This window comes from Streptosporangium sp. CA-135522, from assembly GCF_050949235.1.
Classification (GTDB): Bacteria; Actinomycetota; Actinomycetes; order Streptosporangiales; family Streptosporangiaceae; genus Streptosporangium.
On sequence record NZ_CP192026.1, the window covers coordinates 6,359,549 to 6,383,154 of the forward strand.

Below are 23,606 nucleotides of genomic sequence, written 5' to 3' on the forward strand. Positions count from 1 at the left end.
CGGGACGGGGACTAGACGAGCACGTGCAGCGAGCCGGGGACGATCTCGCAGGTGAGCGGGATGGGGCCGACCCGCTCGCCATCGGCGTAGGCGATCACGTCCGGAGCCTCCAGCGTGACCCGGCGGGCGCGGCGCATGGTGACGGCCGGGTGAGCGGCGTGGGAGCCCTTGTAGACGCGGGGAAAGGTGCGCAGGAACTCGCCCTTGGGCACCGCCCCGAGGATCGTCACGTCCAGCAGGCCATCGTCGGGAACGGCGTCCGGGCAGACCCGCATGCCGGCACCGTAGGAGCTGGTGTTGCCGACCGCGACCAGCATGGCCTCGCGCTCGATCACCTCTCCGTCGAGATCCAGCCGGAACGGGATCGGCCGGAAGGAGCGCAGCTCCTCGGCCAGCGCGACCAGATACTTGGCCATGCCGGGCGGCCAGGTCATCCGGTTGGCCCGCTCGTTGACGCGGGAGTCGAACCCGCAGCAGACCACCCCGGCGAACCACTCGTCCTCGCCGATCCTCGCGGCGTCGATCACCCGGGAGGCGCCTTTGAGCACGATGTCGGCGGCGGCGAGGGTGTCCTTCTTCGGCAGTCCGAGCGCGCCCGCGATGTCGTTGCCGGTCCCGGCGGGGATGATGCCCAGCGGCACGTCGGTCCCGGCGACCGCCTGGACCGCCAGGTGGACCAGGCCGTCCCCGCCGAAGGCGACCAGCGCGTCGGGCCCCTCGGCGACGGCCGTGCAGGCACGCTCCAGCGCGTCGTCCGCGGACTCTCCGACGATCACCGAGACCTCGGCACCGTCCCGCCGGAGCCTGTTGAGCACGGGTTCGAGCAGGCCGCGCGAGCGGCCGCCGCGGGCGGCGGGATTGGCGAGAACAGCGATCTCTCCGGGCACAGACCGGAACTTATCGCCTACTTGGCCGGATCGGTATCCGTCGTGTTCAAATCGAGAGGTGAAAGATCGTCCTCAAGAGGTGAGGCCTCGTCGTCCGACAGGTGGGAGAAGTCATCGCCCTTCGGCCTCCGCCTCTCCCGCAGGTACATGAATCCCTCGGCCAGGGCGAACAGCACGACCATCGGCACGGCCAGCGCGATCATCGAGAACGGATCCGTACTGGGAGTGGCGACCGCGGCGAAGACGAACATGATGAAGATGACCATGCGACGGTGCTTGGCCACCGTGGCGTGCGGCAGGACACCGATGATGTTGAGGAACACCATCAGCAGCGGCAGCTCGAAGGAGACGCCGAAGATGACGAGCATGACCATCGCGTACGTCAGGTATTCGTCCATCTCCAGCAGCGGGACCGCGTTGTCCGGCGCGAAGCCCAGCAGGATCGCCAGGCCGGTGTCCATGATGAAGTAGGCCAGCGCCGCGCCCGCCAGGAACAGCGGGATCGCCAGGGCGAGGAACGAGATCGAGTAGCGCTTCTCGTTGCGGTAGAGACCCGGCGTCACGAAGGCCCAGATCTGATACAGCCACACCGGAGAGGCGACCACGACCGCGAACATCGCCGCGACCTTCAGGTTGACGAAGAAGGCCTCGAAGACTCCTCGGATGGCGAAGGTGCACTCGCCCTTGCGCAGGACCTGCGAGACGGGCAGTTCGCAGTAGGGCTTGGTGATGAAGACCCAGATCGGCTGGAAGAACACCAAACCGACGATGATACCGACGATCACGGCCAGCAGGGCGACGATCAGCCGGTTGCGCAGCTCACGGAGGTGAGCCATGAGCGGCATGCGCCCCTCGGTCGAATCCTCGGGCGGTACCGACCCGTTACGGCCAGGCTTGGGCCATTTCAACAGCGCCATTCGCGAATCCCGGTCCGAGGAGTGATGTGATCAGGCAACAGCCGGAAGCCTACTGCGGCTTCGGCGCACCGGCCTGGGCGCGCAGCTTGGCGGCCTGCTCCTCGAGCTGACGCGCCTGCTCCTCGACACTCAGTGCGGGGGCCGGCGGGATCGGCTGCGGAGCCGGGGCCGCGGGCTGAGCCTGGACGACCGTGGCGGTCGCGACATCGGCATCGTCGTCGTCACGGAGCTTGGAGGTCTCCGACTTGAAAATGCGCAGGGAACGGCCGAGGCCGCGGGCGGCTTCCGGCAGCTTCTTGGCGCCGAACAGCAGCACCAGGATCAACCCGATGATGATCAGCTCAGTGGGTCCCGGGGTCATGACACATCCTTAAGCCGAGCGACATGCAATCTCTGGTCCCGATCGTACGCTCTGCCGGGGACAGACTCATCCCTTCGGGACCCGTATTGTCCGCACCTTCTCGATGAGCAGCAGCTGCGCGGGCTCCAGCCGCTCGCGGGTCCGGTCCACTTCCCTGCCCAGCTCCCGGATCGCCAGCAGCACGCGAACCCCTAGAAATCCGAGGACGACCACTCCGGTGAAGGCCAGCGCGACCGCGGCGAAGATCCAGCTCATGCCGTGAGATCCTAGCCCCGGATGTCAGGAGATCGACTCGTAACGATTCAGCGCCGACGACGCGGCCTCCCGCACTCTCGCGGCCAGCGAGTCCGGCGAGAGCACCCGCCCGCTGTCGCCCAGGCGCAGTGCCAGCCGTACCAGCCAGCCCTGGTCGCGTGCCCGCAGCGCCACCCGCAGCCGCCCCCCGCCGAGCTCCTCCACCTGCTCGCACGGGTAGTACTCGGCGACCCAGCGGCCGGCCGGGGTCAGCTCCAGCTCCACCAGCTCGTCGGTCGGGGAGGGCCGGAACACTCCGGGGGTGACCTCGTCGGGCACCACGCCGGCGGGCGGGTCCGCGGGCACGTCGAGGACGTCGACGGTGAGCATCCGGTCCAGCCGGAACAGCCGCACCGCCTCGGCCCGGTAGCACCAGCCCGACAGGTAGGAACGGCCGTCCACCACCACCAGGCGCATCGGATCGACCTCGCGCGGCGTGATCTCGTCGCGGCCCGGCACGTAGTAGCGCAGCGACAGTCGCCTGCCGCGCCGCAGCGCCTCGTTCACGGTGGGCAGCGCGTCGGGCGTGGCGTCCACCTCGACCGCGACCTGGCTGCTGACCGCGCCCGCGCCCGCCACGGAGGCCTGCTCGAACTTGGCGATGACCCGGGCCAGCGCGTCGCGCTCGCCGAACTCGGGCATCTCGGCGAGCATCCGCAGGGCCACCAGCAGTGCGCTGGCCTCATCCACGCCCAATCGCAGCGGGCGGGCGATGGTGTCGGCGTTGTCGATGAGGATCTCGCCGCCGTCCCACGACACGTCGATCAGGTCGCCCGGTGTGTGGCCGGGCAACCCGCACATCCACACCAGTTGCAGGTCGTCGATGAGCTGTTTCTCGCTCAGCCCGAAGATCTTCGCCACCTCGGGGACCTGTGCCCCCGGGTGCGACATCAGGTAGGGAACCAGCGCCAGCAGCCTGGGCAACCGGTCGGCCGTGCTCATGCTCCGCTCCACTCCGCGTCCGCGACGCCCCGCTCGCTCACTTGCCATGTCCCCGCGCCCGGCCCGGAGCACCGGGCGTCCACGGCCGCCCCTCCCGCCGCCACACCGCCCGTCATGTCAGGGCTCCCTTCAGGCGGCGGATCACGGCGTCGCGGGCGTCCGGCGGTCCGACCACCTCGGCGTCGGCGGCGAAGCCGACGACCCAACCGGCCAGCCGCTCGGGATCGGCGAAGTCGACGTCCAGCTCGTCCCACCCGCCGGATCCGGGCCGTACGGCCTTCGCCACCTGGCGCAGCCCCTGGCAGGTGCCCGCGCGGACCCGGATGAGCGCGGTGCGCTCCTGGACCGTCTGATCCTGGTAGCCGACCATCGACCTGATGTCGACGCCCTCGGGCACCACCACCGTCCCGGGACGGCCCACCGGGGCGACCTCGCCGCTGATCCGGCTGAGCCGGAAGGCCCGGGACGCGTCACGGTCGCGGTCGTGGCCGACCACGTACCAGCGGCCGCGGCGGCTGACCACGCCCCACGGCTCCACCGTACGGGTCAGCACGCTCTCACTGGCCGCGGCCCGGTAGGCGAAGCGGACCGCGCGCCGGTCGCGCACCGCCTCCCAGAGGGCGGGGAAGGCCGGGTCCTGGGTGTCGACCCGCAGCTCCAGCGCACCGCCGAGCATCCCGCCCGCCTCGTCGGTCTCCACTCCTCCGGCGCGTAGCTTCAGCAGCGCTCCGCTGGCCGCCTCTGCCAGACTGGCCCGCTGCCACACCCGGGCGGCCAGGCCCACCACGGCCGCCTCGTCGGGCTCCAGGGTGATCTCCGGCAGTTCGTAGGCCTGCGGGACGATCCGGTAGCCCGGATCCTCCTCCCACGGATCCTTGTGGACCTCGATGGGGATGCCGATCTCGCGCAGCTCGTTCTTGTCGCGCTCGAACATCCGCTGGAAGGCCTCGTCGTTGGCGGCGTCGTAGCCGGGCACCGCCTGGCGGATGTGCTCGGCGCTGAGCGGTCGCCGCGTGGCCAGCAGGCAGATCACAAGGTTCAGCAACCGCTCGGTCTTCCGGCGCGACATCCGGCCTCCCTTCCTGTTCGAATGACGCTATGTTCAGGTGACGCTACTCTTCCCCGCGTGATCAGATGGCGCAGGGGCGAGGTCGTGCGAATCCGGCGCGAGTGGCCGGGGGCGGTGGAACTCGACGTCACCACCGAGGATGGCAGCGCGCGTGCGCTGGCCTATCCCGCCCTGGTGGGACGTCCGGAGCCCGGCGACGTGGTGCTGCTCAACACGACCGCGCTCGCGATGGGTCTTGGTACGGGAGGTTACGCCATGGTGGTGGCGCTTCCCGACCGTTTACCGGAAGATCCGCAAGGCCCCGGACACCTGGTGAAGGCACGTTACACCCCGTTGCAGACCACCGTGCTCGGTGCCGACGAGCAGGACTCCCCCTTCCACGAGGTGCTGCGCGAGGCCGACTCCCTGGACGGCATGCCGGTGATCGTCGCGGACCTGCACTCGGCGCTCCCGGCGATCCTCTGCGGCCTGTACGGCTCGCGCCCCCCGGGACGGGCGGCCGGGGCGGCGCCGGCGGGCCGCGAGGGGGGCGAGCCGGCGATCCCCCGGGTCGCCTACGTCATGCTCGACGGCGGCGCGCTGCCCGCCTGGTTCTCCATGTCGTGCGCCCGGCTCAGGGAGGCCGGCTGGCTGAACGGGGTGGTCACGGTGGGCCAGTCCTTCGGCGGCGATGTGGAGGCCGTGACGTCGCACACGGGCCTGCTGGCGGCCCGCCACGTCCTCGGCGCCGACGTGGCGATCGTCACGCAGGGACCGGGCAACCTCGGCACCGGCACCCGCTGGGGCTTCTCCGGCGTCTCCGCCGGGGAGGCGGTCAACGCCGCCGCCGTCCTGCGGGGGCGTCCGGTGGCGGCGCTGCGGATCAGCGAGGGCGACCTGCGCGAGCGCCACATCGGCCTGTCCCACCACTCGCTGACCGCCTACGGCCGGGTCGCGCTGGCCCCGGCCCAGGTGGTCGTGCCGGAGCTGCCCGGCGACTTCGGCAGGCGGGTGGCCGAGCAGTCACAGCCGCTGGCCGTACGGCACGAGCTGGTCCGGGTGCCGGTGGAGGGCCTTCACGAGGAGCTCCGAGGCTGCCCGGTGCGGCTGTCGACGATGGGCCGGGGTCTGGACGAGGACCTGGCCTACTTCCTGGCCTCGGCCGCCGCCGGACGCCATGCGGCCTCGCTGCTGTCGTAGAAGTCCTTGAGGGTGAAGGCCCGCGAGGTCGGGCCTTCGCTCTTGAGCAGCTCCAGGCGCTCCATCGCCTCCTCCAGCGTCGGAACGTGTCCCTGCGGGATCCACCACATCACGCTGTACGGCTCGGCCACGCGCAGGAACCACTCCCTGCGCCGCTGCAGGACGCCCAGGTGCGCACTGCGGTAGGTGAAGTCCCACAGCGTGTCGCGCGACTCCCACACCGAGAAGTTGATCAGTAGGTGGTCGCCATAGTCGTGCTCGACGACGTCCTCGGGGCCGTCGCCGCCCTTGAGCCGCCACACGAAGCCGGGTGCCGCCTCCGCCAGTCGGTTGATGGGGTCGAGGGCCGCGACGAAGTCGGCGAGTTCGGGTGAGTCCTTGGGCGCGCGCATGTGGGCGACGTTCAGCTGGGCCAGGTGCATGACCATCAGCAGACCATTCCGTCGCCTTCTATGTCAATATTCATTGTTTTTAGATATCCTTCTTGAAGAAGGCGACGCAGCACTCCCCCGGCCGCGGGTCCAGCCGAGCCGTCACGGCCTCCTCGCCGAGCCCGGCCAGCATCCCCTGACACAGCGCCAGGTTCATCGAACAGACCAGCAGTGGATGTTCCTGGGCGAGCAGGTGGAAAGGACAGTTGCGCAACCGCAGGCGGCCGCCCTCCTCATAGGGCTCGTAGCCGCGCCGGCGCAGCACCTCGCCGAGATCCTCGCCCGGTCCGGCGAGCCCGACTCCGGCGCGACGCGCGGCCTGCTCGGCCTGCTCGTCCCCGCCGAGCAGATCCACCGCCTCGGCCAGCACCCGCGCCACCGTCCGGTAGTCCCTGGCCGGGACGTTGACCTGCCATTCCCCCGGCGCCCGGCGGTAGACCTTCGACGGACGGCCGCTGCCCGGTCCCGTCCTTTCGGTCAGCCGCTTGAAACCCGATTCCAGCAGGCCGACCTCGACCAGTTTGTCCAGGTGGAAGGCGGCCAGGGTGCGCTGCACCCCCACCGCCTCGGCGGCCTCGTTGCGTCCCACCTCGCTCCCCCGGGAGATGACGTAGTCGTAGACGGCCCGCCGTACCGGATCCTGCAGGGCCGCCACCGTGTCGAGGTCATCGCTGCTCACAGCCGGGATTCTAGGGCGTTTCCCGCAGGCCCTCCCGTCCACGTGTCCTGCGGACCCTCCCGTCCACTGCGCCCGCCCCGGCACCGCTCGTCCCGCTCCAGGACGATGCCGCGTGAGCCCGGCGGGCCCCGGCCCCGGCACTCGCCGAGGCGGCTCAGTAGGCGGCGAGGACGTCGACGACGAAGACGAGGGTGTCGGCCGGTTTGATCAGCGGCGGCAGACCGTTCTCGTAACCGAGCGACGGTGGGACGATCATGACGACACGGCTGCCGACCGGGACACCGACCAGGGCCTTGTCCCAGCCGGGGATGACGCTGCCGTTGCCGATCCGGAAGGCCTTGGGCTGCCCGCCGGCCCAGGTGGAGTCGAACGAGGCCCCGCTGCCCCAGATCCTGCCCTCGTACTGGGTCACGAGAAGCTGGCCGGCCTGGGTCCTGGCCCCGGCTCCCTGGATGAGGACCTTGCTCTGGAGCCGGGAGGGAGGCCGGACACGGGGCAGGGTGAGGGCCGGGCGCTGACCGGAGCCTCCGGTCACCGTGACCCCTGCGAGGGTGCCGGAGCCGCCCGCCCCCTTGGCCGCGGCGTCGGGCGGGAAGGCGCCGAGGACGTCGACCACGTAGAAAAGCTCGTCGTCGGCGGTCATCCCACCGGGCGGGTTGGGGCCGTAGCCCTCTCCGGGCGGGATGGCGGCGACGACGCGGCTGCCGACCCGGTGCCCCCGCAGCGCCTTGCCCACACCGGAGATGGACCGGCCCAGCGGGAAGGATGCGGGCGCGCCCTGGTTGAAACTGGAGGCCAGCAGCCGGTTGTCCGCACCGTCCCACACGTGCGCGGTGTAGTGGGCGACGATCACGTCATCCCCCTTGATCACGCTCCCGGTGCCGGTCATCTGCTCACGGATCTGCAGGTCGCCGGCGGGCCGGCCGTCGGGGAAGACCACCTTCGGCTTCGTGCCGAAATCGCCGAGCACCTCGATGTCCGAGCCGGCCTGTCCGCCGGCGGAGGTGCAGGCGGTGGCCAGCACGAGCGAGAGCGCGGCGAGCAGGGGCGGGATGCGCATGCGACTCCCTAGGCCGAGGGGTTGACCAACCCTAACGTCCTATTGGGAGAGTTGTCAGTAGCAGCGCGAAGCCCGGCCATGCGGGTGCATGACCGGGCTTCGCGGGAAGTCGGCCGGGCCGAGGTGTCCGCCGGCGAGCACCGCCCGGAGGACGTCTGGGGACGCCTGGGGGCGCCGCCTGGTAGGCCGTCTGTCGGTAGGCGCCTGTCAGTAGGCGGCGACGACGTCCACGAGGAAGACCAGGGTGTCGGTTCCCTTGATCTTGTCGCCGGAGCCCTGCTCGCCGTAACCGAGGCTCGGCGGGATGCTCAGCAGCACCCGGCTACCGACCGGGACGCCGACCAGGCCCTGGTCCCAGCCCTTGATGACCTTGCCGGTGCCGATCTGGAACATGATCGGTTGGCCGCCGCGCGCCCAGCTGCTGTCGAACTCGACATCCGAGCCCCAGATCTTGCCGGCGTACTGGACCAGGATCGACTGGCCGGACTTGACCTCCGGCCCCGTCCCCTTGATCACCGTCTTGGCGACCAGGTCCTTGGGAGCCTTCTCCTTGGTCTTGGTGGTCAGCTTGGGCGCGGCGTCACCGCCGGGGTTTTCCACCTTGATGCCCTTGATGCCCGGGTCGGTCGCCTTGCCGTGGGCCGCCTTGCCCTCGGGCACGCCGACCACGTCGACCACGAAGACCTTCGACTGGCCGGCGGGGGCCTGGGCCTGCTGCTCGGCCGGCAGCGCGTCCTTGCCGACGACCGACAGGAAGCGTCCGCCCCCCTTGGTCTCGGCGAAGCCCTTGCGCAGGATCTCCGGGACCTGCTCGTTTATCGTGATGAGCTGCGGGCCGCCCTCGTCGTAGGTCGAGCCTGCCAGTTTGTTCTGCTTGCCGTCCCAGTCGTAGACGGTGAAGTTGGCCACCACATTGCCGCCGTCCTTGACGGCCGCGCCGACGGTGCCCGGCGTGAGCACCTGGTAGGAGGAGGTCTCGACGACCTTCGCGGGGAAGGCGACGGTGGGCTTGGCGTTCGTCGCGCCCGTCACCTTCAGCGCCGGAACCGCGCCGGCGGGGCTGCTGGAGGCCGTGCCGGAAGCGGTGTCGGCACCTCCTCCAGAGCCGCAGGCTGCGGCGAACAACAAAGGCACTGAGGCCAGGACGGCCAGGCTGCGGCGGCGCATAGATATCCCTCGAGCAGACGTCAGGTTCGCGCCACACTACCCGTCCTGGCATACGGACGAGCTAAGCCAGACGGCGATCTTGCCGAAGCGTGACCATCACATTCCCGCGATCAGCTTGTCCACCCTCTCGTCCACGCTGCGGAAGGGGTCCTTGCACAGCACGGTGCGCTGCGCCTGGTCGTTGAGCTTCAGATGCACCCAGTCGACGGTGAAGTCACGGCGCTTCTCCTGCGCCTTGCGGATGAACTCCCCGCGCAACCGCGCCCGGGTGGTCTGCGGCGGCACCGACTTGGCCTCGAAGATCTTCAGGTCGGAGGCCACCCGCTCCACCGCGCCGCGCTTTTGCAGCAGGTAGAACAGGCCACGGCGGCGATGCACGTCGTGGTAGGCCAGGTCGAGCTGGGCGACCCGGGGGCTCGACAGGGGCAGATCGTACTTCTTGCGGTAGCGCTCGATCAGCTGGTATTTGGTCACCCAGTCGATCTCGCGGGCGACCAGGTCGAGGTTGCCGGTCTCGACGGCGTTGAGCGTGCGCTCCCACAGCTCCAGCACCCGGTGGCTGGTCTCGTCGCCGCCGCGCCGGTCGACGAAGTCACGGGCCTTGGAGAGGTATTCCTGCTGGATCTCCAGCGAGGACGCCTCCCGGCCGTTGGCCAGCCGTACGCGCCGCCGCCCGGTCATGTCGTGGGAGACCTCCCGGATGGCCCTGATCGGGTTCTCCAGCGACAGGTCGCGCATCACCGTGCCCGCCTCGATCATGCGCAGCACCAGGTCGGTCGCACCGACCTTGAGCAGCATGGTCGTCTCGCTCATGTTGGAGTCGCCGACGATGACGTGCAGGCGGCGGAAGCGCTCGGCGTCGGCGTGCGGCTCGTCACGGGTGTTGATGATCGGACGCGACCGCGTGGTCGCGCTGGAGACGCCCTCCCAGATGTGCTCGGCCCGCTGGGAGACGCAGTAGACCGCTCCGCGGGGGGTCTGCAGCACCTTGCCGGCGCCGCAGACGATCTGCCGGGTCACCAGGAAGGGGATGAGCACGTCGGCCAGGCGGCCGAACTCGCCGTGCCGTCCGACCAGGTAGTTCTCGTGGCAGCCGTAGGAGTTGCCCGCCGAGTCGGTGTTGTTCTTGAACAGGTAGATGTCGCCGGCGATGCCCTCCTCGCGGAGCCTCTTCTCGGCGTCGACGAGGAGGCCCTCCAGGATGCGCTCCCCCGCCTTGTCGTGGGTGACGAGCTCCACGACGTTGTCACACTCGGGGGTGGCGTACTCGGGATGGCTGCCCACGTCCAGATAGAGACGGGCGCCGTTGCGCAAGAAGACGTTGCTCGATCGACCCCAGGAGACGACCCGGCGGAATAGATATCGCGCGACCTCGTCGGGTGACAGCCGCCGCTGCCCCCTGAACGTGCAGGTGACGCCGTACTCGTTCTCAAGCCCGAAGATGCGACGATCCATTGCCTCACACTATTCGCCGAACCCCTCTTGCGGGAGGGATCATGAGGTTTTCGGTCGTACGGCTTATGCCCCCGGTAGCGAACGGCTAAGCGCGAGCGCGGCCCGCACCCGGCCGCGTGCCGCGCGGACGGCCCGCCGCATCCGGCGGGATGCGGCCTCCGGCCGTCGCAGGCCCGTCCTCGATCACGGCAGGGTTCAGGGGGTGTAGATCTCCTGAAGTTTGACGATCTCGCCACGGTAGACGGTGATCAGCGAGGGGCGCCGAAACCGCTTGACCTCGCTCAACATCAGCTTGCGGGAGCAGCGCTTGTCGCCCAGGCCCTGCTTGTCGACGGTGATGCCGGCCGGCTTGCCGGAGCAGCCGAAGGCGCTCAGGAAGACGACCTTCTTGGCGACGGGCGAGGCGTAGGCGGCCACGTCGCCCTGGGCGGGGCCGACGAAGTACCCCTCGGTGTATTTGTCCTTCACCCACTTGATCGGCTTGTACTCCACCTGCCCGGAGGCCACATGGGTGATCCATCCGCGCAGGATGCCGTCCTTGCGGGGGCTGATGTGCTTGGTGAAGTCGTGACCCGGGTCGGACTGGAACGTCGTCCCGAAGATCTTCGGTGCGGGAAAGTCGGGGATCGCCGCGGCTTCGGCCGGGATCGCACCGGCCAGGGCGACGGAGGCGGCGGCCACGGCGGCCGGCAGGAAGCGTTTCATGTCCGTTAGGACGACGGTTTCACGGATCTGGTTGGTGGTGACCACTGTGATCCACGTCATACGGCGCAGCGCCGTGCCCCGATGGGGGCACGGCGCTGCGCCGTCGTCCGATCAGCCGTTGGAGCCGGTGTCGATGTCTCCCTCGGGGGCGGTCGCCGGGGCGTCGGCCGCTTCGGGGGTGGCCGTCTCGGCGGCCGCCCCGCTCCCCTCGGCCAGCAGGCGCTCCAGCCTCGGGCCGGCGAGCCGCAGGAACTTGCGGTGCGGCCGGTTGCGGTCGAGCACCGCGACCTCGAGCTGGCCGGCCGGGGAGCGTTCGCCGCCCGGCTCGGTCAGCGCGTACAGCGCCGCCTCCAGCGCCTCGGTCAGCGACAGGCCCTCGCGGTAGCGCTCCTTGAGCCGGCCCGCGACCGCCTCGGCCTGGCCGCCCATGGCCACCAGGCCGGTCTCGTCGAAGACCGAGCCGTCGAAGGTGAGGCGGTAGATGTGGTCCTCTTCGGAGGAGTCGCCCACCTCGGCCACCACGATCTCCACCTCGAACGGCTTCGGCGACTCGGTGAAGATCTGACCGAGGTTCTGCGCGTAGAGGTTGGCCAGGCCGCGCGCGGTGACGTCGTCACGGTCGTAGTTGTAGCCGTTGATGTCGGCGTAGCGGATGCCGCCGAGACGCAGCGCCTCGAACTCGTTGTAGCGGCCGACCGCGGCGAACCCGATCTTGTCGTAGATCTCGCTGATCTTGTGCAGGGCCCGGGAGGGGTTGGGGGCGACGAACAGGATGCCGTCCTCGTACTGCAGAACGACGACGCTACGGCCCCGCGCGATCCCCTTGCGCGCGTAGTCCGCCTTGTCCCGCATCTGCTGCTCGGGCGAGACATATCCAAAAGGCATGGACACCTGGGGTGATCCTCTCGTGTTAGCGCAGCGGGGCGATGGGGCCGTCGGGGGAGCTCATCCGCTCGTCGATGACGGTTTGGACGTGGGCGCCCACTTCCTCATCGGACAGGCGGTGGAAGCCGTCCGCGGTGATCTGCGCTACGACGGGCCAGATCTTGCGAGTGACGTCGGGGCCACCGGTCCCCGAGTCGTCGTCGGCGGCGTCGTAGAGGGCGTGGATGAGCGTCAGCACGACCTCCTCCGGCGAGGCGTTCTCCCGGTAGAGCTTCTTCAGCGAACCGCGCGCGAAGATCGAGCCGGAGCCGATCGCGTGGTGCTGCTGCTGCTCGTAGGGACCGCCGCCGACGTCGTAGCCGAAGATCCGGCCGCCGTCGATCTCGGGGTCGTAGGCGGCGAACAACGGCACCACGACCAGCCCCTGCATCGCCATGCCGAGGTTGCCGCGGATCATGGTGGCGAGCCGGTTGGCCTTGCCCGCCACCGAGAGCGTGCGGCCTTCCATCTTCTCGTAGTGCTCGAGCTCCACCCGGTAGAGGCGGGCCATCTCGATGCCGGTGCTCGCCGCTCCGGCGATGCCCATGCATGAGTGGTCGTCGGTGCGGAACACCTTCTCCATGTCCCGCTGGGAGATGATGTTCCCCGAGGTCGCCCGGCGGTCACCGGCCATCACCACGCCACCCGCGCAGGTCGCCGCGACGATCGTGGTGGCGTGTGGAATCCGGTCGCCGACCGGGGCTGCCAGGGTCTCGTTTCGGCCGGGCAACAAGTCCGGCGCGTAGGAGCCGACGAATTCGGTGAACGAGGAAATGCCGCTGTTCGTGAAGATGTGATTCGCCATGCCGGCGGGCAGGTCCCTGTGCGATCCCACGCCACTCCCTCCAAAGGTGCGGTCCTTTAAGGCCCGACCTTACTCATCTTGCGGTGCTGCTTGCACTTCCCTGGATCAGCTCAGCGCGAACCACCTCCGAACGGATCATTCAATCTTTACGCCCGGGTAAGCCCGTGCAATTGTCGAGTTGTCGTGACATGCCTCCCCCTAGAAGAGGTCACCGTGAGACTCTTCAACCGATCTGTCCTGACCGCGACGCTGGCGGCCGCCGCCCTGACCGTGCCGGGCTGCGGTTCCGGCGCTCCCGCCGAAGACGGGGCCACCACCTTGATCATCACCGCCAACGCCATCTCCGGCGGGAAGAACGCGGCCAGCGCCGACTGGATCAAACAGTGGGTCATCCCCAAGTTCGAGGCCGCGCAGAAGGCGGCGGGACGCGAGGTCCACGTGCTGTTCCAGCCGAACGGCGTGGACGACGAGCAGTACAAGACGAAGGTCGCGCTGGACCTGAAGTCGAAGACCGGCGCCGACGTGATCGACCTCGACGGGATCTGGGTGGGCGAGTTCGCCCAGGCCGGATACATCAAGCCGCTCACCGAGGTGGGCGGGACGGCCGTGGAGTCCTGGGAGGGCTGGAAACAGATCCCCCAGGCCGTACAGGGGCTGGGCGTCTTCGACGGGAGGAAGTACGGATTGCCGCAGGGAACCGACGGCCGGGTCCTGTACTACAACAAGGAGCTGTTCGCCAAGGCCGGGCTGCCGCAGCCGTGGCAGCCGAAGAGCTGGCAGGAGATCCTCGACGCGGGGGCGGCACTCAAGAGGCTGCCCGGCGTGACGCCGATCCAGATCGACGCGGGCACCGCGATGGGTGAGGCGACCACGATGCAGGGCGCGCTGCCCCTGCTGGCCGGCACCGGCACGGAGATCTACGCCAACGGCAAATGGGCCGGCTCCTCCCAGGCGGTCAAGGACGTGCTGGATTTCTACCGGCAGGTCTACGGGGGCGGCCTGGGCGATCCGAGACTCCAGCGGGAGGCCAAGGGCCGGGACAAGTCCTTCGCCGAGTTCGCCGGTGGCAAGATCGGCATCTTGGCCGAGGGCGACTACTTCTGGCGGGCCGTGATCGAGCCCAAGGCGGGCGTGGCCCCGATGGCCGACCGCGACCAGGTGGTGGGCTACGCCAAGATCCCCGCCAAGCTGCCCGGGGCCGGAATCCGCAGCCAGGACTTCGTCAGCATGTCCGGCGGCGCCGTACGGGTGCTGAACCCCTTCTCCAAGCATCCCCGGCAGGCGTGGGAGCTGCTGTCGTTCATGCACTCCGCCGAGGCGACCAAGGCCGAACTCGCCGGAGCCGCCCGCGTGACCTCGCGCTCCGACGTCAACGCCGAGGTCCTGGCCGCCGACCCCATGCTGAAGTTCGTCTCCGAGGAAATCCTGCCGATCACCACCTACCGTCCCGGACTGGCCGTCTACCCGCAGGTTTCGGCCGCCCTGCAGGAGGCGACGGCGGACGTCGTCTCCGGCAGGTCCGCCGTGGACGCCGCCAACGCCTACCGGGCCAAGGTGGAAGGGCTGGTCGGTGGCTCCAACATCGCCGATTGACCCGTCGCGGGACATCCCGGTGACGCACGGCGCCGCGACGGACACGGCCACAGACACGGCACGGAACATCCCGGTGACGCGCGGCACCACGACGGACGCGGCGGGGCTGGGACGGGCGCGGGCGTTCGCGTTCGCGCTGCCCGCGCTGGTGCTCATCGCGGTCTTCCTGGTGTTCCCGGCGATCTGGACGATCTATCTCGGGCTCACCGACTACCGGCTGACCGGGCTGGCCGCGGCGGACCCGAGGCTGGTGGGCGCCGGCAACTACGCCGCCGCCCTCGGCGACGAGCGCTTCCGGAACTCGCTGTGGCTGACCGCGCAGTACGTGCTGGGGTCGGCGATCGTCGGGCAGGCGGGACTGGGGTTCGCCCTGGCGTGGATCCTGCGCGACCGGCGGGGGCCGGTGCGGCGTGTGATCGAGGCGCTGGTGCTGCTGTCGTGGATCCTGCCCGGTTCGGTGGTGGCGTTTTTGTGGATCGCCCTGCTGGACCGCGACGGCGGCACGCTCAACGCCCTGCTCGGCACCCCCGGCGCGGCCTGGCTGCTCGACCACCCGATGCCGTCGATCGTCGTGTTCAACACCTGGCGGGGCGCCGCCTTCTCCATGATGCTCTACTCGGCGGCCCTGGAGAACGTGCCGCCGTCCCACCTGGAGACCGCCCGCCTGGCCGGGGCGTCCGTCTTCCAGCAGCTGCGCGACGTGGTCGTGCCCCGGATCAGGGGACACATCCTCACCAACGTGCTGCTGACCAGCCTGTGGACGTTCAACGACTTCACACCGTTCCTGATCACCGCCGGCGGCCCCGAGGGGCGGTCGGAGATCCTGCCCGTCTACGTCTACAACGTCGCCTTGCGCGGCGGGCAGCTGGGCTTCGGCGCGGCCGTCTCCTTCCTCATCCTCGCGATCAACCTCCTGTTCGCCCTCGCCTACCTGCGCCTGCTCCGCGGCCGCCGGGAGGTCACCGGATGAGCCTCGTCAGGCATGCGCTCGGCCGGATCGCCTCGGCCGTCTTTCTGGCGCTCGTCGCCGCCTTCTTCGCGCTGCCGATGCTCTGGCTGGCCTCGGCGCCCTTCGACGCGCACCCCTCCATCACGGTGTCGCCGCCGGAGTTCACGCTGAACAACTTCCGGGCCATTCTCGACAATCCCTACGCGCTGGGCTCCATCGGCAACTCGATCCTCCAGGCGGGCGGCGCGGCGGCGCTCGTGGTCGTCCTGGCCGCGCTGGCCGCCTACGCCCTGTCCCGGGTCAGGGTGCCCGGCCGCGACGCCCTGCTGTACGTGCTGCTGCTGATGTCGTCGGTGGTCACCGGGACCGCCGCGATGGTGCCGATCTTCGAGCTGGCCTCCCGGCTGGACCTGGTCGACACCCATCTCGGCGTCGTCCTGACCGTCTCCGGCGGCCTGCTCCCCGCGGCGATCTTCATCCTGAAGGACTTCATGGACGCCACCCCCACCTCCTACGAGGAGTCCGCGCGGGTCTTCGGCGCCTCGCCGCTGCAGATCCTGCGACACGTCGTCGTCCCGCTGGTGCGACCGGGCCTGGCCACGATCGCGGTGTGGGCGGTGGCCAACGTGTGGGGCGGCTTCCTGTTCCAGTACATCCTGCTGCGCGACCCGGAGAAATCTCCCGGCTCCGTCGTCCTCTACACCCTCTACACCGAGGGCGGCCAGCCCGACCTGTCCCTGATCTCGACGTTCTCACTGCTCTACTCGCTGCCGGTGGTACTGATGTACCTGTTCGTCAGCAGCAGGTACGGCTTCCGCTTCCATGGAGGGATCAAGCGGTGATCTCCGTGCACGGCCTGACCAAGGTGTTTCCCGGGGAGGTCCGGGCGCTCGACTCCCTCGACCTCGACGTCAGAGAGGGGGAGTTCTTCGCGCTGCTGGGCCCGTCCGGCTGCGGCAAGACCACGCTGCTGCGCAGCATCGCCGGCCTGGAGAGCCCCACCGCGGGCAGGATCGACATCGGCGGGACCGACGTGACCGCGCTCCCGCCCGGCCGCCGCGACGTCGCCATGGTGTTCCAGGACTACGCCCTCTTCCCCCACATGGACGTCGCCGCCAACATCGCCTATCCCCTGCGGATCAAGAAGACGCCCCGCGCCCGGCGGGAGGCCAGGGCCGCCGAGGTCGCCGCCAGGCTCAGCCTCACCGACCTGCTGGGCAGGCGTCCCGGACAGCTGTCCGGCGGCCAGCAGCAGCGGGTGGCCCTCGCTCGGGCCATCGCCTGCCGCCCCAAGGCGTTCCTGTTCGACGAGCCCCTGTCCAACCTCGACGCCCGGCTCCGCCTGGAAGCCCGCACCTTCCTCAAGCGCCTGCAGGACGAACTGGGCGTCACCACGGTCTTCGTCACGCACGACCAGGGCGAGGCCCTCGCTCTGGCTCACCGGATCGCCGTCATGAACGCCGGACGCATCACCCAGGTCGGCACGCCCGCCGAGATCTTCCACCGGCCCGCCACCCCCTTCGTCGCCTCCTTCATCGGCTCCACCCCGATGAACCTGCTGCCCGGCAGGGTCGGTGGCGACGGGCTCCACGTGGCGGGGGCCGTACTGTCCGCCCCGGAGGGCCTGCCCGAGGGCGAGCCGATCGTCTACGGCGTGCGCCCCGAGTACACCGACCTGTCGGCCACCAGGAGAGACGACGGGTTCGCCGGCAGGGTCGCGGTGCTGGAGAACCTCGGCGCCGCCAGCCTCATCACCGTCGAAGGCGACGGCCACCTCGTCCAGGCCGTCGTCCCGGAGGGCCACGAGCCCGCCGCCGGCGCCTCCGTGTGGGCGGTCCCCCGGCGGGGTCGCGGCCTCGTCTACCACGACGACCTGCTGGCGGGCCAGGCATGAGGGCGCTGCGCGTCACCGGCCGGTGGACGCTGGAGGACCGGCTCGCCGTGCCCGTCCACGACGTCCCCTTCGAGCTGCCCGCAGACGCGCGGGCCTTCACCGTCCGGCTCTCCTACGACCGCTCGGCGGGCGTGCTGGACCTCGGCTGCCACGGTCCGCTGGGCTTTCGCGGCTGGTCGGGCGGGGCCCGTTCCGAATACACGATCACTCCCGCCTGGGCCACCCCCGGCTATCTGCCGGGCGAGCCCGAACCCGGCGTATGGCGGGTCCTGCTCGGCCTGCACCGCGTCCCACCGGGCGGCCTGCCGTACGAGCTGAGCGTCATCCCGCACCTGTCCCCGCCCGTCGCACCGCGCGTGCGGCCCGGCCTGCGACCCCCTCCGCCGCTCCGCGAGCCGGCCGCCACCAGGCGCGCCCTGCCCTCGCTGGGCGGGCTGCGCTGGCTCGCCGGGGACCTGCACGCCCACACGGTCCACTCCGACGGCTCGCTCAGCGTCTCCGAGCTCGCCTGTCTGGCCGCCGACCGGGGCCTGGACTTCCTCGCCGTCACCGACCACAACACCGTCAGCCACCATGTCGAGCTGCCCGCCGCCGCCACCTTCGCCGCCATCACCCTCGTTCCCGGCCAGGAGGTCACCACCGACCTCGGCCACGCCAACGCCTTCGGCGACATCGGCTGGATCGACTTCCGGCAGAGCCCCGACCTGTGGGCCCGCACCGTGCAGGACAGGGGTGGGGTGCTGTCGATCAACCATCCCGTCGCCGGCGACTGCGCCTGGCGTCACCCCATGACCGCGCGACCGCCCGCCGTCGAGGTGTGGCACTGGAGCTGGTGGGATCGGACCTGGGGCGCGCCGCTGGCCTGGACGCAGATCTGGTCCGCCGAGGCGACCATGATCGGCGGCAGTGACTACCACCGGCCCGAGGAGGGCCACCCGCCCGGCGACCCCACCACCTGGGTGCTCGCCGAAGACCCCCTGGAAGGACTGCGCGCCGGGAGCACCGCCGTGTCCGCCACCCCCGACGGGCCGCTGCTGCTGCGCCACGGCGACGACTTCCTCATCATCGGCGGCGACGGGCTGGTGCTGTGGGGACCGGACGTCCGGCGCCCCGTCATCGGCGACCGGGTCACCGTCCCGGCCCGGCCCGGTCCCCATCGGCTGGAGACGTCCCGTAACGAGGTGATGGCACTGTGCACGTGAAGATCGCGCTCGTCGGGCTCGGCGTCGCCGCGCAGGTGATGTACCTGCCGCTGCTGGCCAGGCGTCCGGAGCTGTTCCGGGTGACCGCCGTGTGCGACCTCGACCCGGCGCAGGCCGGGTTCGTCGGCAGGCAGAGCGGGGCGCGCGGGTTCTCCGACCCCGCGGCGATGCTCGATCACGGCGGCTTCGACGCGCTCGTCGTGCTCACCGCCGGTTCCCACGGGACCCTGGTCGCCGCCGCCCTGGAACGGGGCCTCGCCGTACTGTGCGAGAAACCGCTCGCCTACAGCCAGGCCGAGGTACGCGCGCTGAAGAACGAGGCGCGGCTGATGGTGGGCTACATGAAGCAGTACGACCCGGCGGTGCGGCGGGCGGTCGCCCTGCTGGACGGGCGGCCCATCCGGCACCTGGACGTCACCGTGCTCCACCCCACCGGCGAGGCGCAGCTCGCCTTCGCCCGCGTCCGGCCCTCCCTGCCGTCCGCGGCGGCGCTCGAACCGTGGCTCAGAGCCGACCGGGAGGCGCTGGACACCGCCCTGGGGCCCGCGCCGCCGCCGATCAGGTCCCTGTACTCCGAGATCGTCCTCGGCAGCCTCTGCCACGACCTGGCGCTCATGCGCTCCTTCAGCGGCCCGCCCGCCACCGTCGAGCACACCGCCGTGTGGGACGGGCCCTCCATCGAGGTCGGCGGAGCCCTGTCGCGAGGCCGCTACGGCATGCGCTGGCACTACCTGCCCGGCCATCCCGCCTACCGGGAGACCGTCAGCGTCCATCACGAGGACGGCTCCCTGGAGCTGGTCTTCCCCTCTCCCTACCTGATGAACGCCCCCACGGTCCTGACCGCCAGCTCCCTGGACGGGACCACGGAGGTCAGGACGGTCCACCGGGACGTGTCCGAGGCCTTCGAACGCCAGCTGGAGGCCTTCCACGCCCTCGTCACCGAGGGCACCGCGCCGCTCACCGGGCTCGCCGGCGGCCTGGCCGACATCGTGACGGCCCAGAAGATCATCAAATCGGTCGCCGGACCGTCCATCGGAGGCGAGGCACATGACGCCTGACATCGTGGTCGTCCCGCACACCCACTGGGACCGCGAGTGGTATCTGCCCTTCCAACGGTTCCGGCTCGGCCTGGTCCGCGTGCTCGACGAGGTCCTCGACACCATGGCCGCCGATCCCTCCTACCGGTTCACCATGGACGGCCAGCTCGCGGCGCTGGAGGACTATCTGGAGATCCGTCCCGAACGGCTCCCCGAGGTCAGACGACTCGTCGCCCAAGGCCGCTTCGCCGCCGGGCCGTGGCTCATCCTCGCCGACGAGTTCCTCTGCGCCGGGGAGACGCTGATCCGCAACCTGGAGTACGGCATGCGCGGCGCCGCCGAGCTCGGCGGCGTCATGCGGGTCGGCTACCTGCCCGACCAGTTCGGTCACTGCGCGCAGATGCCGCAGATCCTGCGCCAGGCCGGCCTGGAACACGCCTGCCTGTGGCGCGGCGTGCCCGCCTCCGTCGACCGCGACGCCTTCGCCTGGATCGGCGCCGACGGCACCGCGATCCGCACCCAGTACCTTCCCGGCGGATACGGCAACGCCGTCGCCCTGTTCAGCGGCCCGGCGGAGGCCCTGGAGGACCGGCTCGCCGCTTTCACCGAAACCCTGCGCCCCTGGCGGCCCACCGGCCCCCTGCTCGCCATGTACGGCGCCGACCACAGCGCCCCGGCGGCAGACGTCACCACCGCCGGGCTGCGCGTCGCCACCCTCCACGACTACGTCACCGCCCAGGACCCCGCCGTCACGGGCCTGCCCGTCGTCCACGGCGAGCTGCGTTCCCATGCCCGCGCCAACATCCTGCCCGGCGTCATCTCCGCCCGCATGCCGGCCAAGCAGGTCATGGCTCGCGCCGAACGCGTCGTCACCCGCTACGCCGAACCCCTGTCGGCGCTCTGGCTGCCCGGCGGCACCGCCGCGCCGAAGCTGCTCGACATGGCCTGGCGCCGTCTCATCGCCTGCAGCGGCCACGACTCCATCACCGGCTGCGGCGCCGACGAGACCGCCCAGCAGGTCGCCGCCCGCATCGCCGAGGCCGAGCAGATCGGCCAGGCCGTCGTCGACATGGTCGGCGCCTCCCTCGCCGACCGGGCCGCCCGCGACACCGTCGTGGTCGTCAATCCCTCCCCCTTCCCGCGCACCGCCCTGATCCTGGCCGACCTGCCCGACAGCCGCGCCGCCCTGTTCACCCCGGACGGCGACCGGGTGCCCTCCCAGCGGCTGGAGCTCGCCCCCACCCTCCTCGACGAGACCGTCATGGACGACCTCACCCGGCTCCTCGGCCGGGTCCACGAACGCGAGCTCTTCGGCCAGGAGATCGTCTCCTGGTCCAGCACCGGCGACGTCTTCACCGTCGTCGTCAGCCGGCACGCCGTCACCGGCTACGACTACGCGGATCTCCGCTCGGCGGTCCTGGACGCCGCCGCCCGCCCTGGCCCCTGGCGCGTGCGCACCTGCGCCGAACCCGTCGTCACCGTCGCCGCCGACGTCACCGTCGCCCCGCTCGGCCGCACCGTGCTCACCTTCGCGCCGCCGGGGACCGCAGCGCCGCACTCCGCCGGCTGGACGCGCCCCGCCGACGGCACGCTCGACAACGGTCTGCTCCGCGTCACCGTCGCCCCCGACGGCACCCTGTCGCTGTTTTCGACATCGCCGCCGTCGGCCGGCGCACAGGCCCACGGCGTGGGCCGCATCGTCGACGGCGGCGACGCGGGCGACACCTACAACCACGCCCCGCCCCGCGACGACACCCTGGTGGACGCCCCGATCCGCGTCGAGGTCGAGAGCGTCTGCGCCGGACCGCTGGTGTCGGTGCTGGAGATCCGCCGCGAATACGCCTGGCCCGCCGACTCCACTCCGCGGGCGCGTTCGGAGAGCGCCGAGACCGTCACCGTCACCACGAGGGCCGAGCTCCGGGCGGGCGAACGCTACCTGCGCCTGGAGATCTCCTTCGACAACCGCTGTCGCGACCACCGGGTCCGCTGGCACGCACCGCTCCCCTCCCCCGCGGCCGAGTCCTTCTCCGAAGGGCAGCTGTCGGTGGTACGGCGCGGCCTGACCGGTGAGGGCGGCTGCGGCGAGAAGCCCGTGCCGACCTTCCCCGCCGAGGGCTTCGTGACCGCGGGCGGCCTGGCGGTCCTGCTGGACCAGGTGACCGAGTACGAGCTGACCGGCGGCGATCTCGCGCTCACGCTGATCCGCTCGGTGGGGTTGCTGTCCAACGACCGCAACGCCTACCGCGACGAGCCCGCCGGACCCCAGCTGCCCACCCCCGCCGCCCAGTGCCCGGGACCGGTCACGATGCGCTTCGCCGTGCTCCCCCACCCGGGCGCCTGGCACGAGGCGGGGCTGCCTCGCCTGGCCGAGGAGTATCGGCACGCGCTGCTGGCCGTGCCGGGGTCGGGCCGCGCGCCCGCCGCCTCCCCGGGCGTAGCGGGCACGTCCCCGGAGAGCTCCGGCGCGCCCCCGGCGGCCGGAGACCCGGGCGCGTCCTTCGAGGGCTTCGGCGAGCCCATCGCGGTCGACGGCGTGGGCGTGGTGCTCGTGGCGCTGCGCGAGCGAGGCGAGGCGTTGGAGATGCGCCTCGTGGCCGAGCATCCGACGGCCACCGAGGCCGTGATCCGCGGTCCGTTCGGCGCCGCCCGCCGCGCCGATGTGCTCGGCGCGGCGGGCGAGCGGCTGGAGGTCACCGGCGGCGTCGTACGGCTACCGCTGCGCCCCTTCGAGATCGCGACCGTTCATCTGACGCGGACGGGCTGATCGAACGGGTTGGTCGGGCGGGTTGGTCGGGCGGGTTGGTCGGGCGGGTTGGTCGGGCGGGTTGGTCGGGCGGGGGCCGGCCGGCCCGGTGGTCCGGCACGTCCCCCGGCTTGTTCGCGTCGCGGATGCTATTTGTCCCCGTTGAGAATCCCGGCCCGTTCTTGGGTGGCCTTTTCCCGTCCGGTCCCGCTTTTGTCGCGGCTCCGGACCGAGCGTTTCCCGAAGTGCTCTTCGCGACGGCGGACGCGGCCGTCCGCCATTCGCCCGCCGGGCCCGAACCCGGCGACCGGCATGGCGGATGTGCGGTCAGTACAGATCTTCGGGCCGGCCGTTGGATCCACCTTCACCCCTGACCCCAAACCTGGGCATGTCGCTATTGTCCGCCCTTTTGGACATAGCTCCTTACAAACTCCTCCGCGTTCTCCTCAAGGACCTCGTCGATCTCGTCGAGGATCGCGTCGACGTCGTCCGAAAGCTTCTCGTTGCGCTCCTGGACGTCGGAAGAGTCCGCCGTGGTGGTCTCCTCCACCTCCCTGTCGGTCCGGCCAGTGTGCTTCTGCCCGCCGGTGTCCTTGCTCGCCATCTGTGGCACCTCCGCATGGGGGACGCTGGTGATTCATATCTTCCCCGAACCGGGAGACATTTCGCGCGGATCGTCCCGCGATCTTTACGGGAGCCCGTCGAGGTCGTCCCGAGGTCCTGCCCGTCAGGGAACCTCCTTCCACCCCCTCCTGGCAAATTCCTCTCCACTTGACTAGATAGTCCTCCTATCCAATAATTGGCCACCCTAGCTATCCGATGAAGGGCCACCCATGTCACCGTCGTCGCTGAGCACCGCCGGAATCCTCCTGATCACCGTGCCCGCCGTCGCCTTCGGCGGGATCTCCCTGCTCGCCCACCTCATGCGCGACATCCCCGGCTATCTGGACAATCCGGTACGGCGAAGCCTGTGGCGAGCCGGGCACGCCCACGCGGGCGTCCTGGTGCTCTTCGCCCTCGTCGCGATGATCTACGTTGACCAGGCCGACCTGTCCGACGCCACCAGGAGCCTGATCCGGATCCTGATCACGGCGGCGCCGATCCTGATGCCGATCGGCTTCTTCCTGTCGGTGGTGCGCCCCTCCGACACCAAGCCGAACAAGCTGATCTGGCTGGTGGCCCTCGGCGGCACGTCCCTGGGCGCCGGGACGTTGCTGCTGGGTATCGGCCTGGTCTGAGCGCCTTTACAAGGTAGATCCGTATATTTCGGCGTTTTTTTGACGCGCCAGGATCGTTCCAGTTAGGCCGAAAGG

At 70.5% G+C, this 23,606-nt stretch carries 24 protein-coding genes; 9 read left to right on the plus strand and 15 right to left on the minus strand.

Features of this window, described 5'->3' with window-relative positions; all coding sequences use genetic code 11:
- Positions 1-11: 11 nt before the first annotated feature.
- From ACQPYK_RS30385 to ACQPYK_RS30410, 6 genes are all read right to left on the minus strand, one after another.
- The gene (locus ACQPYK_RS30385) at positions 12-887 is read right to left on the minus strand and encodes a diacylglycerol kinase (RefSeq protein WP_433238214.1); all 876 of its coding nucleotides are present in this window, start codon (positions 885-887) and stop codon (positions 12-14) included.
- Between the two features lie 17 nt (positions 888-904).
- Complete coding sequence (tatC, locus tag ACQPYK_RS30390; RefSeq protein WP_433238217.1) at positions 905-1,723, minus strand: twin-arginine translocase subunit TatC; 819 nt, start codon at positions 1,721-1,723, stop codon at positions 905-907.
- Between the two features lie 130 nt (positions 1,724-1,853).
- Entirely contained in the window at positions 1,854-2,165 is a 312-nt protein-coding gene (gene tatA / locus ACQPYK_RS30395) for a Sec-independent protein translocase subunit TatA (protein WP_433238220.1), read from the minus strand.
- 66 nt (positions 2,166-2,231) lie between these two features.
- A complete protein-coding gene (locus tag ACQPYK_RS30400; protein ID WP_433238223.1) occupies positions 2,232-2,420 on the minus strand; it encodes a hypothetical protein in 189 nt (62 codons plus the stop codon).
- A gap of 24 nt (positions 2,421-2,444) precedes the next feature.
- Entirely contained in the window at positions 2,445-3,401 is a 957-nt protein-coding gene (locus tag ACQPYK_RS30405) for a helix-turn-helix transcriptional regulator (protein WP_433238226.1), read from the minus strand.
- A gap of 112 nt (positions 3,402-3,513) precedes the next feature.
- Complete coding sequence (locus tag ACQPYK_RS30410) at positions 3,514-4,470, minus strand: helix-turn-helix transcriptional regulator (protein ID WP_433238229.1); 957 nt, start codon at positions 4,468-4,470, stop codon at positions 3,514-3,516.
- Positions 4,471-4,527: 57 nt separating this feature from the next.
- Here ACQPYK_RS30410 and ACQPYK_RS30415 point away from each other — a divergent pair, with 57 nt between their 5' ends.
- Positions 4,528-5,649 (plus strand): DUF3866 family protein, encoded by a 1,122-nt coding sequence (locus ACQPYK_RS30415; protein WP_433238232.1) that lies wholly within the window; start codon positions 4,528-4,530, stop codon positions 5,647-5,649.
- Here the strand turns inward: ACQPYK_RS30415 and ACQPYK_RS30420 are convergent.
- The 8 genes from ACQPYK_RS30420 to prcB all read right to left on the minus strand — a co-directional run bounded on the left by ACQPYK_RS30420 (position 5,595) and on the right by prcB (position 12,905).
- Positions 5,595-6,077 (minus strand): DUF3291 domain-containing protein, encoded by a 483-nt coding sequence (locus ACQPYK_RS30420; protein ID WP_433238235.1) that lies wholly within the window; start codon positions 6,075-6,077, stop codon positions 5,595-5,597. The two genes, ACQPYK_RS30415 and ACQPYK_RS30420, sit on opposite strands and share 55 nt — an antisense overlap.
- Before the next feature lie 43 nt (positions 6,078-6,120).
- Positions 6,121-6,759: a helix-turn-helix transcriptional regulator gene (locus tag ACQPYK_RS30425; protein ID WP_433238237.1), complete on the minus strand. Its 639-nt coding sequence runs from the start codon at positions 6,757-6,759 to the stop codon at positions 6,121-6,123.
- 154 nt (positions 6,760-6,913) lie between these two features.
- The gene (locus ACQPYK_RS30430) at positions 6,914-7,819 is read right to left on the minus strand and encodes an FKBP-type peptidyl-prolyl cis-trans isomerase (protein WP_433238240.1); all 906 of its coding nucleotides are present in this window, start codon (positions 7,817-7,819) and stop codon (positions 6,914-6,916) included.
- A 207-nt stretch (positions 7,820-8,026) separates the two neighbouring features.
- Positions 8,027-8,986 carry an FKBP-type peptidyl-prolyl cis-trans isomerase gene (locus ACQPYK_RS30435; protein ID WP_433238243.1) on the minus strand — a complete coding sequence of 320 codons (960 nt, stop codon included), beginning with the start codon at positions 8,984-8,986 and terminating at the stop codon, positions 8,027-8,029.
- Between the two features lie 96 nt (positions 8,987-9,082).
- Positions 9,083-10,441, minus strand: coding sequence for a Pup--protein ligase (pafA, locus tag ACQPYK_RS30440; protein ID WP_031161482.1), 1,359 nt, complete (start codon positions 10,439-10,441; stop codon positions 9,083-9,085).
- A gap of 195 nt (positions 10,442-10,636) precedes the next feature.
- Complete coding sequence (locus tag ACQPYK_RS30445; protein ID WP_433238247.1) at positions 10,637-11,206, minus strand: hypothetical protein; 570 nt, start codon at positions 11,204-11,206, stop codon at positions 10,637-10,639.
- Positions 11,207-11,257: 51 nt separating this feature from the next.
- On the minus strand, positions 11,258-12,031 hold the full coding sequence (gene prcA, locus ACQPYK_RS30450) for a proteasome subunit alpha (protein ID WP_433238250.1): 774 nt from the start codon (positions 12,029-12,031) through the stop codon (positions 11,258-11,260).
- 25 nt (positions 12,032-12,056) lie between these two features.
- Complete coding sequence (gene prcB / locus ACQPYK_RS30455) at positions 12,057-12,905, minus strand: proteasome subunit beta (RefSeq protein ID WP_433238253.1); 849 nt, start codon at positions 12,903-12,905, stop codon at positions 12,057-12,059.
- Between the two features lie 183 nt (positions 12,906-13,088).
- Between prcB and ACQPYK_RS30460 the strand changes: the two genes are divergently transcribed.
- From ACQPYK_RS30460 to ACQPYK_RS30490, 7 genes are all read left to right on the plus strand, one after another.
- The gene (locus ACQPYK_RS30460; RefSeq protein ID WP_433238256.1) at positions 13,089-14,468 is read left to right on the plus strand and encodes an extracellular solute-binding protein; all 1,380 of its coding nucleotides are present in this window, start codon (positions 13,089-13,091) and stop codon (positions 14,466-14,468) included.
- Between the two features lie 73 nt (positions 14,469-14,541).
- Complete coding sequence (locus tag ACQPYK_RS30465) at positions 14,542-15,438, plus strand: carbohydrate ABC transporter permease (protein WP_433238259.1); 897 nt, start codon at positions 14,542-14,544, stop codon at positions 15,436-15,438.
- Entirely contained in the window at positions 15,435-16,259 is an 825-nt protein-coding gene (locus tag ACQPYK_RS30470) for a carbohydrate ABC transporter permease (protein ID WP_433238262.1), read from the plus strand. The genes ACQPYK_RS30465 and ACQPYK_RS30470 overlap by 4 nt, the downstream gene beginning before the upstream one ends.
- Positions 16,256-17,311 (plus strand): ABC transporter ATP-binding protein, encoded by a 1,056-nt coding sequence (locus ACQPYK_RS30475; RefSeq protein ID WP_433238265.1) that lies wholly within the window; start codon positions 16,256-16,258, stop codon positions 17,309-17,311. Before ACQPYK_RS30470 ends, ACQPYK_RS30475 begins: the two co-directional genes overlap by 4 nt.
- Entirely contained in the window at positions 17,308-18,513 is a 1,206-nt protein-coding gene (locus ACQPYK_RS30480) for a CehA/McbA family metallohydrolase (RefSeq protein ID WP_433238268.1), read from the plus strand. The genes ACQPYK_RS30475 and ACQPYK_RS30480 overlap by 4 nt, the downstream gene beginning before the upstream one ends.
- Positions 18,504-19,571: a Gfo/Idh/MocA family protein gene (locus tag ACQPYK_RS30485; RefSeq protein WP_433238271.1), complete on the plus strand. Its 1,068-nt coding sequence runs from the start codon at positions 18,504-18,506 to the stop codon at positions 19,569-19,571. Before ACQPYK_RS30480 ends, ACQPYK_RS30485 begins: the two co-directional genes overlap by 10 nt.
- On the plus strand, positions 19,561-22,314 hold the full coding sequence (locus ACQPYK_RS30490) for an alpha-mannosidase (protein WP_433238274.1): 2,754 nt from the start codon (positions 19,561-19,563) through the stop codon (positions 22,312-22,314). Before ACQPYK_RS30485 ends, ACQPYK_RS30490 begins: the two co-directional genes overlap by 11 nt.
- A 373-nt stretch (positions 22,315-22,687) precedes the next feature.
- Here ACQPYK_RS30490 and ACQPYK_RS30495 read toward each other — a convergent pair whose 3' ends face one another.
- A complete protein-coding gene (locus ACQPYK_RS30495; protein WP_433238277.1) occupies positions 22,688-22,897 on the minus strand; it encodes a ubiquitin-like protein Pup in 210 nt (69 codons plus the stop codon).
- 229 nt (positions 22,898-23,126) lie between these two features.
- On the opposite strand from ACQPYK_RS30495, the gene ACQPYK_RS30500 reads away from it, so the two are divergent.
- Positions 23,127-23,531 carry a hypothetical protein gene (locus tag ACQPYK_RS30500; RefSeq protein ID WP_433238280.1) on the plus strand — a complete coding sequence of 135 codons (405 nt, stop codon included), beginning with the start codon at positions 23,127-23,129 and terminating at the stop codon, positions 23,529-23,531.
- Positions 23,532-23,606 lie beyond the last annotated feature (75 nt).